Source organism: Pseudomonas sp. M30-35 (assembly GCF_002163625.1).
Classification (GTDB): Bacteria; Pseudomonadota; Gammaproteobacteria; order Pseudomonadales; family Pseudomonadaceae; genus Aquipseudomonas.
Map to the genome: position 1 here is coordinate 4,212,674 of NZ_CP020892.1, position 16,462 is coordinate 4,229,135.

16 protein-coding genes are annotated in these 16,462 nt (G+C 54.8%); 12 read left to right on the top strand and 4 right to left on the bottom strand.

The window, feature by feature from the left end; all coding sequences use genetic code 11:
- The first annotated feature begins 262 nt into the window (after window positions 1–262).
- Genes B9K09_RS19405 through ureC form a run of 6 tightly spaced genes read left to right on the top strand, consistent with a single transcriptional unit; the run spans window position 263 to window position 4,589 of the window.
- Window positions 263–1,114 (top strand): urease accessory protein UreD, encoded by an 852-nt coding sequence (locus tag B9K09_RS19405; protein ID WP_087518349.1) that lies wholly within the window; start codon window positions 263–265, stop codon window positions 1,112–1,114.
- A 46-nt stretch (window positions 1,115–1,160) separates the two neighbouring features.
- Complete coding sequence (ureA, locus tag B9K09_RS19410) at window positions 1,161–1,463, top strand: urease subunit gamma (RefSeq protein WP_087518350.1); 303 nt, start codon at window positions 1,161–1,163, stop codon at window positions 1,461–1,463.
- 27 nt (window positions 1,464–1,490) lie between these two features.
- On the top strand, window positions 1,491–2,018 hold the full coding sequence (locus B9K09_RS19415) for a GNAT family N-acetyltransferase (RefSeq protein ID WP_087518351.1): 528 nt from the start codon (window positions 1,491–1,493) through the stop codon (window positions 2,016–2,018).
- A gap of 6 nt (window positions 2,019–2,024) precedes the next feature.
- On the top strand, window positions 2,025–2,558 hold the full coding sequence (locus B9K09_RS19420; RefSeq protein WP_087518352.1) for a GNAT family N-acetyltransferase: 534 nt from the start codon (window positions 2,025–2,027) through the stop codon (window positions 2,556–2,558).
- Window positions 2,555–2,860 (top strand): urease subunit beta, encoded by a 306-nt coding sequence (locus B9K09_RS19425; RefSeq protein WP_087518353.1) that lies wholly within the window; start codon window positions 2,555–2,557, stop codon window positions 2,858–2,860. The genes B9K09_RS19420 and B9K09_RS19425 overlap by 4 nt, the downstream gene beginning before the upstream one ends.
- Window positions 2,861–2,888: 28 nt before the next feature.
- The gene (gene ureC, locus B9K09_RS19430) at window positions 2,889–4,589 is read left to right on the top strand and encodes an urease subunit alpha (RefSeq protein WP_087518354.1); all 1,701 of its coding nucleotides are present in this window, start codon (window positions 2,889–2,891) and stop codon (window positions 4,587–4,589) included.
- An 84-nt stretch (window positions 4,590–4,673) separates the two neighbouring features.
- On the opposite strand, the gene B9K09_RS19435 is transcribed toward ureC, so the two are convergent.
- From B9K09_RS19435 to B9K09_RS19445, 3 genes are all read right to left on the bottom strand, one after another.
- Window positions 4,674–4,940 (bottom strand): DksA/TraR family C4-type zinc finger protein, encoded by a 267-nt coding sequence (locus B9K09_RS19435; protein ID WP_087518355.1) that lies wholly within the window; start codon window positions 4,938–4,940, stop codon window positions 4,674–4,676.
- A gap of 83 nt (window positions 4,941–5,023) precedes the next feature.
- The gene (locus tag B9K09_RS19440; RefSeq protein ID WP_087519181.1) at window positions 5,024–5,887 is read right to left on the bottom strand and encodes an oxaloacetate decarboxylase; all 864 of its coding nucleotides are present in this window, start codon (window positions 5,885–5,887) and stop codon (window positions 5,024–5,026) included.
- A 125-nt stretch (window positions 5,888–6,012) separates the two neighbouring features.
- Complete coding sequence (locus B9K09_RS19445) at window positions 6,013–6,798, bottom strand: ABC transporter substrate-binding protein (RefSeq protein ID WP_087518356.1); 786 nt, start codon at window positions 6,796–6,798, stop codon at window positions 6,013–6,015.
- Window positions 6,799–7,183: 385 nt separating this feature from the next.
- On the opposite strand from B9K09_RS19445, the gene B9K09_RS19450 reads away from it, so the two are divergent.
- From B9K09_RS19450 to B9K09_RS19460, 3 genes are all read left to right on the top strand, one after another.
- On the top strand, window positions 7,184–7,912 hold the full coding sequence (locus tag B9K09_RS19450) for a VC0807 family protein (protein ID WP_087519182.1): 729 nt from the start codon (window positions 7,184–7,186) through the stop codon (window positions 7,910–7,912).
- 103 nt (window positions 7,913–8,015) lie between these two features.
- Window positions 8,016–8,453, top strand: a complete 438-nt coding sequence (locus tag B9K09_RS19455; protein WP_177408682.1) for a YqaA family protein — start codon at window positions 8,016–8,018, stop codon at window positions 8,451–8,453.
- Between the two features lie 135 nt (window positions 8,454–8,588).
- The gene (locus B9K09_RS19460) at window positions 8,589–9,854 is read left to right on the top strand and encodes an Hsp70 family protein (RefSeq protein ID WP_087518357.1); all 1,266 of its coding nucleotides are present in this window, start codon (window positions 8,589–8,591) and stop codon (window positions 9,852–9,854) included.
- Window positions 9,855–10,050: 196 nt separating this feature from the next.
- Here the strand turns inward: B9K09_RS19460 and B9K09_RS19465 are convergent, their stop codons facing one another.
- On the bottom strand, window positions 10,051–12,342 hold the full coding sequence (locus B9K09_RS19465) for a YgiQ family radical SAM protein (RefSeq protein WP_087519185.1): 2,292 nt from the start codon (window positions 12,340–12,342) through the stop codon (window positions 10,051–10,053).
- Between the two features lie 517 nt (window positions 12,343–12,859).
- Between B9K09_RS19465 and B9K09_RS19470 the strand changes: the two genes are divergently transcribed.
- Genes B9K09_RS19470 through B9K09_RS19480 form a run of 3 tightly spaced genes read left to right on the top strand, consistent with a single transcriptional unit; the run spans window position 12,860 to window position 16,409 of the window.
- Window positions 12,860–13,675, top strand: coding sequence for a hypothetical protein (locus B9K09_RS19470; protein ID WP_087518358.1), 816 nt, complete (start codon window positions 12,860–12,862; stop codon window positions 13,673–13,675).
- Window positions 13,672–15,306, top strand: a complete 1,635-nt coding sequence (locus B9K09_RS19475; protein ID WP_256574115.1) for a GH3 auxin-responsive promoter family protein — start codon at window positions 13,672–13,674, stop codon at window positions 15,304–15,306. Before B9K09_RS19470 ends, B9K09_RS19475 begins: the two co-directional genes overlap by 4 nt.
- 8 nt (window positions 15,307–15,314) lie before the next feature.
- Window positions 15,315–16,409: a hypothetical protein gene (locus B9K09_RS19480; RefSeq protein WP_087518359.1), complete on the top strand. Its 1,095-nt coding sequence runs from the start codon at window positions 15,315–15,317 to the stop codon at window positions 16,407–16,409.
- Window positions 16,410–16,462: the final 53 nt, after the last annotated feature.

Below are 16,462 nucleotides of genomic sequence, written 5' to 3' on the forward strand. Positions count from 1 at the left end.
CGTTTATCAGCGCTGCCTTAGCTTTTTTCAGCGCCCACACCCTGCACGACTTTTAAAAACAGCGCACTACGCACAAACTGCCGTACTGGCCTAGGGATCCTCTGAAAAAGGTAGCGAGCGACGAGAGTACAAGGCAAAAAACTGCGAAAAAACGGAGTTTAGTGGCCTAAATGAGCATTTTGAGCAGTTTTTTAACGCCGTAATATCGAGCGCAGTAGTTTTTCAGAGGTTCCCTAATGATGACCGTGGCAACCAAACTGTTATGAATGCACCCCTTGACCAAGGCATTTTCACGCCCAGCTGGCACGCCGAGCTGGAGCTTGGCTATGCGCGTGATGCCGACACTACACGTCCGGTCATGCGCCGCCACAAAGGCCCGCTGCGGGTACAGAAACACCTGTACGCCGAGGGGCCAGAAGTGTGTCAGCACATTATCGTTCACCCTCCGGGTGGAATTGCCGGAGGTGATCGCCTGGATATCGAGGTTAACCTCGGCGAGAACGCCTGGGCACAATTAACCAGCCCCGGCGCCGCCAAATGGTATCGCGCCGCGAGCCCGGCTTATCAGCAATTGAATATACGGGTTGAAGCCGGTGCGACATTGGAATGGTTACCGCAAGAAACCATTGTCTACAGCGCCGCTCAAGCGGAGCTAAGTAGCACTATCGAATTGATCGGCGATGCCAGGCTATTTTACTGGGACATAGTTGCCCTGGGCCGTCCGGCCAGCCATGAACGCTTTGATCTAGGCCACTTTCAGGCCGAACTCAATATCCGGCGTGACGGCGAGTTGCTCTGGCATGAGCGCCAACGCATAACGGGTGCCGATGGTCTGCTGGACTCGCCGATTGGCCTCGATGGCAGCCCGGTGTTTGCAACCCTGTTGCTAAGTGCAGACATTGACCCGGAATTGCTGGAGCGCTGCCGCGAGCTTGCCGCGACCAATGACCTAGAATTACGCGGCGACCTCAGCCAGTTGCCGGGCATGCTGGTTGCTCGTTGCCTAGCCCGAGAAGCCCTGCATGCACGTGCTTGGCTGATACAGCTATGGCAGCTTTTACGCCCAGCCGTGCTTGGCCGCGCAGCAGTACCTCCACGCATTTGGAACACCTGAGGAACCTCTAGAAAATGTTAACGCCTCGTAGGTTGGAGAAACACAGATGGATTTAACTCCACGGGAAAAAGACAAACTGCTGATTTTCACTGCCGGGCTGGTGGCCGAGCGACGCTTGGCCCGCGGGGTAAAACTCAACTACCCGGAAGCCATAGCACTGATCTCTGCGGCGCTGCTCGAAGGTGCGCGCGACGGCCAGACCGTTGCTGAGCTGATGCACTTTGGCACTACCCTGCTCAGTCGCGATCAAGTGATGGAAGGCATACCGGAAATGATCCCAGAAATTCAGGTTGAAGCGACCTTTCCGGACGGTACCAAATTGGTCACCGTGCACCAGCCAATCGCCTGATAGCCGCATTGCACCGAGGAGCTTCGCGTGAATATCGATAACGCAACCGAAGATGATCTACCTGAGCTGCTGGCGATTTATAACGATGCCGTGCTCAACAGCACCGCTATCTGGAACGAAACAACGGTTGATTTGGAAAACCGCCGTATCTGGCTGCGCGAACGGCAGGGCGCGAAGTTTCCGGTGCTCGCCGCGCGCAATAGCACCGGGCGCTTGGTCGGCTATGCCACCTATGGCTCATGGCGCAGCATTGAAGGCTTCAAGCATACCGTTGAACACTCGGTTTACGTCTGCGCTGACCAACGAGGCCTGGGTATCGGCCCGGCGCTGATGAGAGCCCTGATTGAGCGTGCACGCAGTGCCAACCTGCATGTGATGGTCGCAGCCATTGAGAGCGAAAACCGCGCCTCGATTCGCCTGCACAAACAGCTGGGGTTTAGCGTTACCGGGCAAATGCCGCAAGTGGGCCGCAAGTTTGATCGCTGGCTGGATCTGACTTTCATGCAGCTCAATCTAAACGCAGAAGAACAGACGCACGATGACGACAAGGAATAACGCCTGATGAAAACTGCTCAATTACGTCGCGTCCACCCGGAAAGCTTTGCCCACTATCGTCAGGGCCTGATTGAACTGCTCTTCGATGCAGTCCAACACGGCGCATCAGTCGGCTTCATGGCTGGCTTGAGCGAAACCGAGGCTAGCGACTACATCAACAGTGTTCAGGCCGGCGTTAATGATGGCAGCGTATTGCTATGGGTGGTGGTCGACAGTGAGCAGGTGCTGGCTTGCGTGCAACTCGCGTTGTGCCAAAAAGCCAATGGCCGCAACCGCGCCGAGGTGCAAAAACTGTTGGTCTTGAATCACGCTCGTCGTCACGGCCTGGGCCAGCAATTGATTCAGGCTCTCGAACAAGAAGCTATAAAACAAAACCGCGGCCTGCTTTATCTGGATACCGAGGCGGGCTCTCCAGCCGAAGTATTTTACCGCGCCCAGGGTTACCAGCGGGTCGGTGAACTGCCCAATTACTGCCAAAGTCCGGACGGGCGCTATACAGCGACGGCTATCTACTTCAAAACCATTGGACAACCCACATGATTCCAGGTGAATACCAAATCCAGCCTGGTGATATTGAACTCAACGCGGGTCGGCGGACTATTAGCCTTACCGTGGCCAATAGCGGCGATCGCCCGATTCAGGTGGGTTCGCACTATCACTTCTTCGAAACCAATGATGCACTGACGTTTGACCGCGCAGCCGCACGGGGCATGCGCCTGAATATTCCGGCAGGCACCGCCGTGCGTTTTGAACCGGGTCAATCGCGTCAAGTTGAGCTGGTTGAGCTAGCCGGGCATCGCCGTGTGTTCGGCTTTGCCGGACAAATCATGGGTGGCCTTTGATACGCCAGTCAGACACAGGACATATTTGATGAAAATCAGCAGACAAGCGTACGCAGACATGTACGGCCCAACCGTGGGTGACAAAGTGCGTTTGGCCGATACCGGGCTCTGGGCAGAGGTTGAACAAGACTTCACCCACTACGGTGAAGAAGTGAAATTCGGCGGAGGCAAAGTAATCCGCGACGGCATGGGCCAGGGTCAGCTATGCGCCAAGGATGTGGTAGATACCCTGATCACCAACGCACTGATCATCGATCACTGGGGCGTGGTCAAAGCTGATGTCGGCATCAAGGACGGCCGTATCGCCGCAATCGGCAAAGGCGGCAACGCTGACATTCAGCCGGATGTGACCATTGCCGTGGGTGCGGGCACCGAAGTAATTGCCGGCGAAGGCATGATCCTCACCGCGGGCGGCATTGACTCCCACATTCACTTCATCTGCCCACAGCAGATTGAAGAGGCGCTGATGAGCGGCGTCACCACCATGATCGGCGGCGGCACCGGCCCTGCAACGGGCACCAACGCCACCACCTGCACCTCTGGCCCCTGGCACATGGCGCGCATGCTGCAGGCGGCCGATGCTTTTCCAATGAATATCGGCTTCACAGGCAAAGGCAACGCCAGCCTGCCGGAGCCGCTTATCGAGCAAGTCAAAGCCGGTGCCATCGGCCTCAAACTGCACGAAGACTGGGGCACCACGCCAGCGGCTATCGACAACTGCCTGAGCGTTGCCGATCAGTACGACGTACAGGTGGCAATCCACACTGACACACTGAATGAGTCTGGCTTCGTCGAAACAACCTTGGGCGCATTCAAAGGCCGCACCATTCACACCTACCACACCGAAGGTGCCGGTGGCGGTCACGCGCCCGACATTATCAAGGCCTGTGGCTTCCCCAACGTGCTGCCAAGCTCGACCAACCCGACCCGGCCATTTACCAAAAACACCATCGATGAACACCTCGATATGCTTATGGTTTGCCACCACTTGGACCCAAGCATTGCCGAAGACGTAGCATTCGCTGAAAGCCGTATTCGCCGTGAAACCATCGCTGCCGAAGATATCCTGCATGACCTTGGCGCCTTCTCGATGATCAGTTCCGACAGCCAGGCCATGGGCCGCGTCGGTGAAGTCATCACCCGTACGTGGCAGACCGCCGACAAGATGAAACAACAGCGCGGCGCTTTACCCGGTGACGGTCAGGGCAACGATAACTTCCGCATCAAGCGCTATATCGCCAAGTACACCATTAACCCGGCGATCACTCACGGCATTAGCCACGAAGTCGGCTCGATTGAAGTTGGAAAATGGGCCGACCTGGTGCTCTGGCGCCCGGCGTTTTTCGGGGTTAAACCGACCTTGATCATCAAAGGTGGAGCGATTGCCGCCAGCTTGATGGGCGATGCCAACGCCTCGATCCCGACGCCGCAGCCTGTGCATTATCGCCCCATGTTTGCCAGTTACGGCGGCTCACGCCATGCCACCTGCCTGACCTTTATCAGCCAGGCAGCCATGGCAGCCGGGGTTCCCGAACAGCTCGGGCTGAAGAAACAGATCGCGGTGGTCAAAGGCTGTCGTGAGGTAAAGAAGAGCGATCTTATCCACAACGACTACCTGCCGAATATCGAGGTCGATGCACAGAACTATCAAGTGAAAGCTGATGGCCAGTTGCTCTGGTGTGAGCCAGCAGAGGTCTTGCCAATGGCCCAGCGCTACTTCCTATTTTAGGAAGCCTCTGCGGTTTGTCTTCATACTGCGAAAACAACAAGGCCCGCAATCGCGGGCCTTGTGCCAGAATCTTGAACCGGGGGACTAGCGTAGCTGACTGTCCTTACTGGCGCGGCGATTGTAGCCAGCCACTCCAGCATTGGCTTTATCCTCTGCAGCCTGACAGACCACACACAGGCGCACGCCTTTGATGGCCTCACGCCGCGCCTGTGGAATCGGCGCATCGCATTCCTCACAGGTGAGCAGGCTCTCGCCTTGCGGTAACTGGCTGCGCGCCCGCGCGACAGCATCTTCGATACTGCTGTCTATCTGCTCTTGCACCGCACCATCATTTGCCCAACCGCCAGCCATGGAAACCTCCTGAGAAAGAAGTTTGAGTCACTAGGGTATGCGCCAAACCAGAGCGTTTGACAAGCGCAGATCGTCTGCTCAGGTTACTCCTTGACGTCCATAAACTCTTCTGCCCAGACAATGTACTCTTCAGGCAGGGTGTACTTGAGCGCCAATTCCGAAGCACTCAGCTCCGATGCAACCGCTCCACGTTGCTCGCGCAAGCAGTCATAGGTCGCCTTGATCGCAGCAAAATAAGCGCCGTGGCCGTTAACCACGATACGCACGCCAAGCTTGGCCAAACGGGCATCATCACGCAATTTCGGGTTGCCGTAAGTCACCAGCATTAATGGCACGCTCAAGTGCTCAGCAATTTTTTCAAGGTGCTCGAAATCTTCAATACCCACGATGCAGATGCCGTCGGCCCCTGCGTGTTGATACGCCACTGTGCGACTAATCACTTCGTCGACATTGAGTACACCCGCGTGGGTCCGGGCAATGATCGATAACTCTGGATCAACTCGCGCCTCCAACGCCGCCCGAATTTTCCCCACGCCCTCTGCAACGCTGATCAAGTCAGTCGATTTACGCCCGAACTGCGCAGGCAACAGGGTGTCTTCGATGGTCAGCGCGGCGATACCCGCCCGCTCAAGCTCAACCACCGTGCGCATGACATTAAGCGCATTGCCATAGCCGTGGTCGGCGTCAGCGATAACCGGCAAGCGGCTGACACGGCCAATACGGGTGGCCTGCTCGACAAATTCGCTGAGGGTAATCAAGGCAAAGTCTGGCGCGGCAATTACCTGCAATGAGGCCACCGAACCACCGAGGATACCCACCTCAAAACCCAGGTCGGCAGCGATCCGAGCAGACATCGGATCAAAAACCGAAGCGGTATGAAAACAACTATCTGCGGCGAGCAAAGCGCGAAAAGCACTGCGCAGCTCATGGTGGGAAGCACGTTGCATGATTGGCATAGACTGTATTTTCCAAAAAACTAATATTGAAACGACGCTCGATTACCTGTCTTTCGCCACACGCTGGTGCGAGGGCAACTCTGGCTTTTTAAACGAGCTAGACAGGTATTTCCCAATTAAGGGAGCGGCACACTTTGCTCAGGGTCTGCATCAGGCAACCAACGCTTTAAAATGATCGCGTAGGTTCCGTCACGCCGCATGTCATCAAAAGCCTTTTGCCAGGTGGCGACAATTTCAGGGGCTGTACTCAACGAGAAAGCGATGTAATAAACCGAGTGCATAAACGGCACATGGCTCTGCACCTCTGCAACCTTCAGGCCACCCGTGGCAAGTTCATCTTTGAGCGTGACGTCCTGAGTGGCGATCAGCTTAACCCGGCCATGTTTCAACATGGTCACCATATTTTTAGCGGTGGCCACGCCGTATAGATTGTCGAAGCCCAACTCACTTAATGCATCAAAGGTGTACCATTTTTTAGGTACGGCCAACGGGCCACTCGCCTTGGCGTCTTGCAGGGTATTGATCTCCAAGGCACGCGACTTCAACGAGTAAAAGCTGGTGGTGCCGACCAAAATAGGGCCGACCCATTGAAACAGCTCTTCGCGCTCAGGCGTACGCACCGTCGAGAAGATTGCGGTGTTGGGGTCATGCAGTGCCTTGTAGTAACCGCGCGCCCAAGGTCTGATCTTTATCACCGCATCATCGCTGCCAGTACGGCGAATCAACTCGCGAGCAATCTCTACCGACATACCCCGTGACTGATTTCCCTCTGTAAACGCGAGCGGTGCAGCCTCCTCAGTGAACAATCGTATCTTCGCATTGCTGCTCGAGTTCGCATTGGCACCGGCAGTACACAGACTCATGAGCATCACTGCGACAATCTTTCGCTGCAAAGAACGCATCAAGCCAACCCCTTACCCACAAATTTTGACGGTAGCCATTTACTGCAGACACTTAAAGCATTGCGCCATAATTAGACGTCCATACACGCCTGTGCATTACATCCATTTGAAATCTATCGGCCAGATTAGAAAAATCCACAGCATGACGGAACAAAATCATGAGGCTGAGCCCCCCCCCTTGCTGATATCTACCTGATAGCTACCAAAAGCAGTTTACAGGCCATAACATGGCCCAATTGAGCACAATTTTCACCCCAAAAACTGACTATTGATTTTTGTTCAATTGACCAACTGAACAAAAATCACACACTTCAACCGATAATCGGGCTAGCCGAGAAGGCCCAAGCAGGCCATCATCGCGGTTCAACTCAGCGCTATGACAGATATGATCGACACTATTGAAACCTCAGCACCTAAACACAAACCCCGCCCACTAATCGATTTACTCGTCAGCATCGTCATACCGTCACTGGTGCTGATGAAGCTCAGTGGCGAGGCGAGGCTTGGCCCAGACGGCGCGTTGCTGCTGGCTCTGGCCTTCCCTATCGGCTGGGGCGCATTCGAGCTGATCAAATACCGCAAGTTCAACTTTATTGCCTTGCTTGGCTTGGTTAGTGTGATTCTCACCGGCGGCATTGGTTTACTTCACTTGAATACCCAATGGCTCGCGATCAAAGAAGCGGCCGTACCGGGCGTGATCGGTATTGCCGTGTTGGTGTCGACGCGCACGCGCTACCCGCTAATTCGCACGATGCTGTTTAACAAAACCGTGCTCAATGTCGACAAGATTCAAGAGCGGCTTGAGGAAGGCGGCAACACCCAGTTGTTCGAAGCGCGCCTGCTCAGAGCCACATACCTGCTCAGCGGTACGTTCTTTTTCTCATCGGTGATGAATTACATCATGGCCCGCTGGATTGTTGTCAGCCCGGCAGGCAGTGAGGCTTTCAACGACGAGTTGGGCCGCCTGACGTTGCTCAGCTACCCAATGATCGCAATCCCGTCGATGATCATGATGATGGCGATCTTTTATTACCTGTGGCGCACGATTCATGGCCTGACGGGCCTCAAGCTGGAAGAAATCATGCACCAGACTGAAAAAGACAAACAGTCCTGAGCACCAGCAGTGAGCACCCCGTATCGGGATTGTTCTGTTGCGTTTATCTGCACAGTTTCTGCGCAGATAAACGCTAGCCTTTAAACCTGCGATCCCCGCCTGTGTGCTAGCCCTGTCGATCTACCTAAGTTTATTTCTGTCAGCATTTGGTGCGGCGACCTTGCTGCCGCTGCAATCCGAGGCGCTGCTCGTTGGCCTGTTGCTGAGTAAAGATTACTCTGTTCTATTACTGCTAATCGCAGCCAGTGTCGGTAATGTCCTCGGCTCGGTGATCAACTGGTGGCTCGGTCGCTACATCGAGCGCTTCCGTCAGCACCGCTGGTTTCCAGTGAGTGCAGACCAGTTACAGCGGGCTCAGAACTTTTACGCGAGTTACGGCCGCTGGAGCCTGCTGCTCAGTTGGACACCCATCATTGGCGACCCATTGACGCTGGTCGCAGGCATCATGCGCGAGCCATTGTGGCGCTTCCTGTTGCTGGTAAGCATCGCAAAAACTGCACGCTACGGCATTCTCGCCGCTATAACCCTCAGCTTAAGTTAACTCTAAGCTTCAATTAATTCTAAGCCTCAGTTAACCCTCAGCAGCGTTAATTTGTCGCAAAGCACAACACATGGGGAGCATTCGTGAGCCACCTCGCATAGAATGCGCGGCCGTTTTTCAGGAACAGCGCGCAGCATGTCTTTTTCTACTCCAGCCCGCGCCTGCGGCATCGACTTCGGCACCTCCAACTCAACCGTCGGCTGGCAGCGCCCTGGCGCCGATGCTTTGATCGAGCTCGAAGATGGCAAGATCACCCTGCCCTCGGTTATTTTCTTTAACTTTGAGGAGCGTCGCCCGGTCTACGGCCGACTGGCCTTGCACGAATACCTTGAAGGATACGAGGGACGCCTGATGCGTTCCCTGAAAAGCCTGCTTGGCTCAAAGTTGCTGAAAAGCGAAACCACCGTGCTCGGCAGTGCATTGCCCTTCAAAGACTTGCTTGGCTTCTTTATTGGCGAACTGAAAAGTCGCGCTGAAGCCGTTGCTGATCGACCATTTGAAGAGGTGGTGCTCGGTCGCCCGGTGTTTTTCGTCGACGATGACCCGGTTGCCGACCAAGAAGCACAAAACACCCTGGTCGCCGTTGCCCACAAGCTCGGCTTTAAAGACGTATCCTTTCAGTACGAGCCGATTGCAGCCGCATTCGACTACGAAAGCACCATCAACCAGGAAGAGTTGGTTTTGATCGTCGATATTGGCGGCGGCACCTCAGACTTCTCGCTGGTGCGCCTGTCTCCCGAACGCCGAGCTGTTGCCGAGCGCCATGACGATATTCTCGCAACTGGCGGCGTACACATCGGCGGCACCGACTTCGACAAACAGCTGAGCCTGCAAGGGGTGATGCCGCTGTTCGGTTATGGCAGCCGCATGAAAAGCGATGCGTTGATGCCAACCAGTTTTCACCTCAACTTGGCAACGTGGCACACGATCAACGCGGTCTACGCGCAGAAATCGCAGCTCTCGCTAAAAAGCATGCGCTACGACATCGTCGACCCAACCGGAATCGATCGCCTGTTCAAGCTGATTGAGCAACGCGCCGGGCACTGGCTGGCCATGCAGGTGGAAGACAGCAAGATAGAACTGACCGAACAAGATGTGCGGCCGATTGACCTCAAGCGCGTTGAGCCGGGCCTGGTTGCGGAGCTGAGCCGTGAGCTGTTCGACACCTCTATCGAACCACTGCTGGAACGCATTCGCGCCAGCGTCAGCCAACTGCTAAGCAGCGCAGGCGTCGGTGTGACGGATGTTGACACCGTGTTCTTTACTGGCGGCTCCAGCAGCATTCCTGCGCTACGTCAAAGCGTTGCGGCCATGCTGCCCAACGCGCGCCATGTCGAAGGCAATAACTTCGGCAGCATCGGTAATGGTTTGGCGATTGAGGCGCAGAAGCGCTACGGTTGAGGGTCGTTGATAAGCGGGCGGCTCATCTATTGAGGTGAGCCGATATTGGCGCCTGATGCTGGGCTAACCAGCAGTCGTGGGTCGCCCTAATCACGCCCGTGTGGCAATGACACAGAAATCAAAAAAGCCGGATGGGCTTCCCCGATCCGGCTTTTTTGATGCATCCAACTCAACTAGAAACGTTCAGCTCTTACGCTTAACGTGGAACGGCAGGCGCCTTGGTTGGCTTCTTGCCTCTACCTTTCTTCGCACTGGCGCGTTCTCTGGCCGCTTCCTGGTTCTTGGCGAAGGCAGCTGCTTTCGCCTGCTCACGTTTATCCCAAGGTTTGCTGCCGTCGCTGGCACGCGGCGGTAGGCCGGTGTGTTGAGTCAGCATTGGCTTGCCGACTTTCTTGCTACCGGCTGGCGTCGAATTCTTGCGACGGGCGCTTTGATAGCCGTCAACCGCTGGCTGAAACGCTGGAATCAGCTGATTCTTGCCATTGCCGATCAAGTCACTGCGGCCCATACGCTCAAGCGCTTCACGCAGCATTGGCCAGCCGCGTGGGTCGTGGTAACGCAAGAAAGCCTTGTGCAAACGACGCTGAGCCTCGCTTTTAACGATGCTCACGCCATCACTCTTGTATGTCACCTTGCGCAGCGGGTTTTTACCCGAGTGATACATGGCCGTTGCCGTCGCCATTGGCGATGGATAGAAGGCCTGAACCTGATCCGCACGGAAGCCATTGGATTTGAGCCAGAGCGCCAGGTTCATCATGTCTTCATCGGTGGTGCCCGGGTGCGCAGCGATGAAGTAAGGGATCAGGTATTGCTCCTTACCCGCCTCTTTCGAGTACTTCTCGAACATGCGCTTGAACTTGTCGTAGCTGCCGATGCCCGGCTTCATCATTTGATTCAGCGGGCCTTCTTCGGTGTGCTCCGGCGCGATCTTCAGGTAACCACCCACATGGTGAGTGACCAACTCCTTGACGTACTCCGGCGACTCAACCGCAAGGTCATAACGCAGGCCGGATGCGATCAGGATTTTCTTCACCCCCGGCAATGCACGCGCCGAACGATACAACTGAATCAACGATGAGTGATCGGTATTGAGGTTCTCACAAATGCCAGGAAACACGCACGACGGCTTACGGCACGCGGCTTCAATCTCCGGGCTTTTGCAAGCAATGCGGTACATATTGGCGGTCGGGCCGCCGAGGTCAGAAATGACCCCGGTGAAGCCTGGCACCTTGTCACGGATCTCTTCGATCTCGCGAATGATCGACTCTTCGGAACGGTTCTGGATAATCCGGCCTTCGTGCTCGGTGATCGAACAAAAAGTACAGCCACCAAAGCAGCCACGCATGATGTTCACCGAGAAGCGAATCATCTCGTAAGCCGGAATTTTCTCTTTACCGTACGCCGGGTGCGGAACACGTGCGTACGGCATACCGAACACGTAATCCATCTCTTCGGTGGTCATTGGGATCGGTGGTGGATTAAACCAGACATCGACTTCGCCATGACGCTGCACCAGCGCGCGAGCGTTACCCGGATTGGTTTCCAAGTGCAGCACGCGGTTGGCGTGAGCATAGAGCACGCCATCGCCGCGAACTTTCTCAAATGAAGGCAAGCGAATGACTGTTTTGTCACGTTCAAGACGTGGGTGCGGCAACAGCTGCACGACCTTAGCCTCGTTCGGATCTTCAACCGGGCCTTTTTCCTGCTCGATGGCGCAGGCCGCAGTATCCTGGGTGTTCACGTACGGGTTGATGATTTTGTCGATCTTGCCCGGACGGTCGATGCGTGTGGAGTCGATCTCCATCCAGCCTTCAGGCGTGTCACGGCGAATAAACGCGGTACCGCGAATATCACTGATGTCTTCGATCTTTTGCCCGTAAGACAGGCGCTGGGCGATCTCAACCACTGCACGCTCGGCGTTGCCGTACAGCAGGATATCAGCGCAGGCATCAATCAGGATCGAGTGGCGAACCTTGTCCTGCCAGTAATCGTAATGGGCGATACGGCGCAAGGAGGCCTCAATACCGCCAAGTACAATCGGCACATGCTTGTAGGCTTCTTTGCAGCGCTGGCTATAAACCAGGCTGGCACGGTCCGGACGGCTGCCTGCTTGGCCACCTGGGGTGTAGGCGTCGTCCGAACGAATCTTTTTATCCGCGGTGTAGCGGTTGATCATCGAATCCATGTTGCCGGCCGCGACGCCGAAGAACAGGTTCGGCTCGCCAAGCTTCATGAAGTCATCTTTCGACTGCCAGTTAGGCTGCGCGATGATGCCGACACGAAAGCCCTGAGCTTCAAGCAAACGACCAATAATCGCCATGCCAAACGATGGGTGATCAACATAAGCATCGCCAGTGACGATGATGATGTCACACGAATCCCAGCCAAGCTGATCCATCTCCTCCCTGCTCATCGGCAGGAAAGGTGCTGGTCCGAAACATTCGGCCCAGTATTTTGGATAATCGAATAATGGCTTGACTGCTTGCATGACGTTAACCGAAGGGTTCATGGATTTTCACGGGCGCGGATAATAGCACAAATTTTAACCAAACCCGACGACTAAGCTCAGGCTTTAGCTTCATAAATTCGTCTGGAGCGGTATGTCCACGCCCGGCATGCAAGAAAGCTTAGCCAACCCCGATTAGTCTGCACTGCAGCCAGACGAGCGCCGCGACAGGACTTTTGTACTGCCCCCACCCAACCAAGCTTGAGTTTGCCCAAGGCACGCAACCATCGGTAACGGATGCTAGGTTGAGCTGCCGCTTCTGCGCCTCCCTGCTCAGCCTGTGTTACCCGACAAACGGTTGCGCAGAACTTTAGATCACTACCTCGCTCTTGCCAAAAAATCGACACTAGCAACCGTCCTACCCCAAGCGGCCATGCGTGCGAGCGAAGTGTTCGGGCCAGTAGCATTGCATCGCTCAATCAATAAGACACGCTTGGCCAATCCAGCACTCACAGCACAGCGGGTGCGGATGAATAAATTGGTCACAGAGGGCTGAGTTGTGAAAATTCCAAGCGAATGCATCTACAGCAGCTTTATCGCGTTGCAGAATTTAAAAACAACCGATACGCAGGCGATGTATGCAATTTATTCTAAGTTTTACCAGAACACCTCACACGCGATCTTTATCAATGACCTTCAGCATAAAACCGGTGCAATTGTTGCCCGCACACGCAAAACAAAACGAATAATCGGCTTCTCAACCCTAACCATTTTTGACTGTGACCTGCACGGCAAGAGAATTCGCGGAATCTTTAGCGGCGATACAATTGTTGAACCCGAGTACTGGGGCAGTCGCTGTCTGCATGTAGCGTTCTACAAGCAAATTCTCCTCGCTCGGCTACGCCATCCATTCACCCCCCTGTACTGGTATTTAATATCCAAGGGCTACAAAACCTACCTGCTACTGACACGCAACTTTTACGACTTCTATCCGAACCGGAATAAGCAGGACAACACGTTACGTGATGTCGTTAGCGCCTTCAGCACACAACAGTACCCCGATGCATTCGACCCTGAACGCATGCTGCTTGACTTCGGCGTTGGCGCCCCGTGCCTCGAGGACGATATTGCCAGAATCACCCCCGAGATTCGCGCCCAAGAACCTGATATTGCCTATTTTGAAGACTGCAATCCCAGCTGGCGAAAAGGCACTGAACTGCCCTGCACAGGGGAAATTTCGTTCTCAGCGCTGATCAAGTATTGCTATCACCTTTCGCTAAAAGTGCTCAGGTTAAAACTCAAGGGCCGCGCCACAACCAAAGATCAAACACGCCCAAGTATGCTCAAGAGCAGTACTGCTGGCCCCAAAATATGACACGACTCCTCGCGAGCCGATTAGGTCATGGGCTCCTTAAAACGTTTATAAAACGCGGCTTGCAGCGCTTCGAGCGTGAGGCGCCTAAACTCGAATCAATCCAACGGGGCATGTTACAAAAGTGGCTGCATAGCTATACCCGTTCATCATCAGGCAAGCATTCGCCTCTCAAAGCGGACGATGATTGGGAGCAATTCGGCAGCAAGCAGCCTTGCACGACCTACGACAGCTACCGAGATGCGATTGAGCGACAGCGCAACCTACAAAGCCTCCACCTATTTGACAGCCCAATTAACCGCTACCAACCCACTAGCGGCTCGACCTCTGCAATAAAGTGGATTCCCTATACGCAGGCTTTTTTAGGCGAACTTGATCGGGCGATCACCCCCTGGATCGGTGACCTGTACCGGCAATTTCCGAACATTGCGCAAGGCAGCCATTACTGGTCGTTGTCCTGGATCCCAACCTCATTACGCGATGCTAGCAGCAGCGAACTGAATGACGACATGCAGCTCATGTCGCTCAGTAAACGGCTAATTGCAGGCCTCACCCAAACAGCGCCCACCTCTATTGCCCTGGCTAAAACAGCGGATGATTCACTGTTCGCGACACTCGCCTATTTAGCCGCTGATGAGCACCTCAGTGTGATCTCAATCTGGAGCCCTACTTTTGGCCTAGGCCTTCTCGAGCAACTGAGCATCTGCCGTGAAGAGCTTGCAGAGGTTCTTGAACGTGGTAGCTGGGGTGACCGAATGGGGGCCATGGGTAGCCTGAACTGCCCTCAATCGCGCAAAACCGCGCAGCGTTTAAAAGCTTGGGATGGCGTCGCTGACCCTGCATTTTTTGCAGCGCTTTGGCCACACCTTGCACTCCTTAGCGCCTGGGATACCGCGGCGGCGGCGCCCTGGGCTCAGCGCCTTAAAAGAATGCTCGCGCATGCGCAGTTTCAGGGAAAGGGTTTATGGGCAACCGAGGGCGTGGTTAGCATTCCTGTACAAGGCCATTACCCATTGGCTTATCGCAGCCATGTGTATGAATTTGAAGACCTCGAAAATGGGCGAATTTTAGCCCCGTGGCAATTGCGCAAGGGGCAGCAGGTCATGCCCTTGCTGACCACCGGCAGCGGGTTTGCACGCTATCGTATGAATGACGTTTTGGAAGTTAGCCACCACTGGCGAACCTTGCCTTGCTTTACCTTTCTCGGCCGCAATGACGGCACTGATATGGTCGGCGAAAAGATCAGCGCTACGCTCGCACAAACAATAATTGACAGCCTGACCTACTGCGACTTGCTCCCCATCACTCTACTTGCCCTAAGCGATAGCGGCGCAGGCAAGCCCGGTTATGCCTTATTGATTGAAGGTCAGGCAGACGCGACCTCCGTGCCCATCACGACCCTTGCATCCCAGCTTGAGCATGCACTCCTGGATAACTTCCATTACCGCTTAGCGCGGGATCTTGGCCAGCTTGCACAAGCACGCTGCATCAGTTTGCCTAACATGCGCCAAATCTATCTAGAACAATCTCGCGTGCGCGGAATGCTTGAGGGGAACATAAAACTCGAAGCGCTGAGGCACTGGTCCGGCCCACTACCAATAGAACTCCGCCAAGCACTACAGGCAACCCAGTGAATAAAGAAATGGAAATTCAAACCCGCCTTGCCACTGCCCAAGACAACACCGCCCTTATGGCACTGCTCAAACGCACGCCACAAATGGGCAGTATCACCCTGACATTTGAGCGAGAACCCAATTTTTTTGCCGGCGCGCTCGTGAGTTGCGAGCATGAACATGTACTCGTTGCTGAGGACCTGAATACCCCTGGCGTACTCATTGCCATGATTGATATTGGTCTGCGCCGGCAGTACATCGACGGAAAAATTGAAGCAGTCAGGTACTTTCATGACTTACGCGTTGCCCCTGAAGCGCGTGGAGGAAAGGCTTTAAAGTCGCTGTTTCTGGCCATTGCCGACCATACCCATGCTCAAGATGAATGGATGGAGGCTGTGGTTTTAGAAGAGAACCTTATTCCACTAGGCATCATTGATCGGGGTCGATCCTGGCTGCCGAACGTCTATCCAGGTGGACGCGTCATCACCAGTTTAATACCTGCCCAGAAACGAAAAACTGTAATCACCAACAACCTGACAATCCGCGCAGCAACCCCAGGCGATGCGACTCTGCTACAACAATTGTGGGATGAAGCCAGCCACCGTCAGGGGTTCCCACTTTATAACGTCAATGACCTGCTCGCCGGCAGTGGCTATTACCGAGGGATAAAGATCAATAGCTACCTGATTGCCTTCATCAACGGTAAAGCCGTTGGCACTGTCGGCATGTGGGATCAGAAACCTTTCAAGCAAACACGCGTAACCCGTTACACGCCCTGGCTGGCTGCGTCACGCCTACCTTATAACCTGTACAGCATGCTATTCGGCGGTATACACCTGCCGCCGCCAGGCAGTTGCTTCGACTACTTGACGCTACATAGCCTGACGGTTGATCAAGATAACCCGGAGGTATTTACAGCACTGCTCGATTACGTGATTGAGCATCACCTCCCCCCCAAACAAAGTCTTGTCTGTGGGTTCTTTGACAACCACCCTCTGGAAGCCGCGCTTGAGGCATATAAACGCCAAAAGCTGTATAGCCGCCACCTTCTAATGAGTTACCAACAAGACCCAAGTGAATCGCAGAATTCCACCGTACGTCACGTTGAGATCGCTCGCCTGTGAACGTCAGCCTGAGTGAGCCACCTGCTGATTCATCAATGTTTACAGAGGTGTCC

What these genes read in the sequence shown, in the direction of transcription:
- B9K09_RS19445 (WP_087518356.1), bottom strand. Translation starts at nt 6,798, where the DNA reads ATGCGTTCTTTGCAGCGAAAGATTGTCGCAGTGATGCTCATGAGTCTG.
- B9K09_RS19460 (WP_087518357.1), top strand. Translation starts at nt 8,589, where the DNA reads ATGTCTTTTTCTACTCCAGCCCGCGCCTGCGGCATCGACTTCGGCACC.
- B9K09_RS19440 (WP_087519181.1), bottom strand. Translation starts at nt 5,887, where the DNA reads ATGCAACGTGCTTCCCACCATGAGCTGCGCAGTGCTTTTCGCGCTTTG.
- ureA (WP_087518350.1), top strand. Translation starts at nt 1,161, where the DNA reads ATGGATTTAACTCCACGGGAAAAAGACAAACTGCTGATTTTCACTGCC.
- B9K09_RS19435 (WP_087518355.1), bottom strand. Translation starts at nt 4,940, where the DNA reads ATGGCTGGCGGTTGGGCAAATGATGGTGCGGTGCAAGAGCAGATAGAC.
- ureC (WP_087518354.1), top strand. Translation starts at nt 2,889, where the DNA reads ATGAAAATCAGCAGACAAGCGTACGCAGACATGTACGGCCCAACCGTG.
- B9K09_RS19480 (WP_087518359.1), top strand. Translation starts at nt 15,315, where the DNA reads ATGGAAATTCAAACCCGCCTTGCCACTGCCCAAGACAACACCGCCCTT.
- B9K09_RS19450 (WP_087519182.1), top strand. Translation starts at nt 7,184, where the DNA reads ATGATCGACACTATTGAAACCTCAGCACCTAAACACAAACCCCGCCCA.
- B9K09_RS19465 (WP_087519185.1), bottom strand. Translation starts at nt 12,342, where the DNA reads ATGCAAGCAGTCAAGCCATTATTCGATTATCCAAAATACTGGGCCGAA.
- B9K09_RS19425 (WP_087518353.1), top strand. Translation starts at nt 2,555, where the DNA reads ATGATTCCAGGTGAATACCAAATCCAGCCTGGTGATATTGAACTCAAC.
- B9K09_RS19475 (WP_256574115.1), top strand. Translation starts at nt 13,672, where the DNA reads ATGACACGACTCCTCGCGAGCCGATTAGGTCATGGGCTCCTTAAAACG.
- B9K09_RS19420 (WP_087518352.1), top strand. Translation starts at nt 2,025, where the DNA reads ATGAAAACTGCTCAATTACGTCGCGTCCACCCGGAAAGCTTTGCCCAC.
- B9K09_RS19405 (WP_087518349.1), top strand. Translation starts at nt 263, where the DNA reads ATGAATGCACCCCTTGACCAAGGCATTTTCACGCCCAGCTGGCACGCC.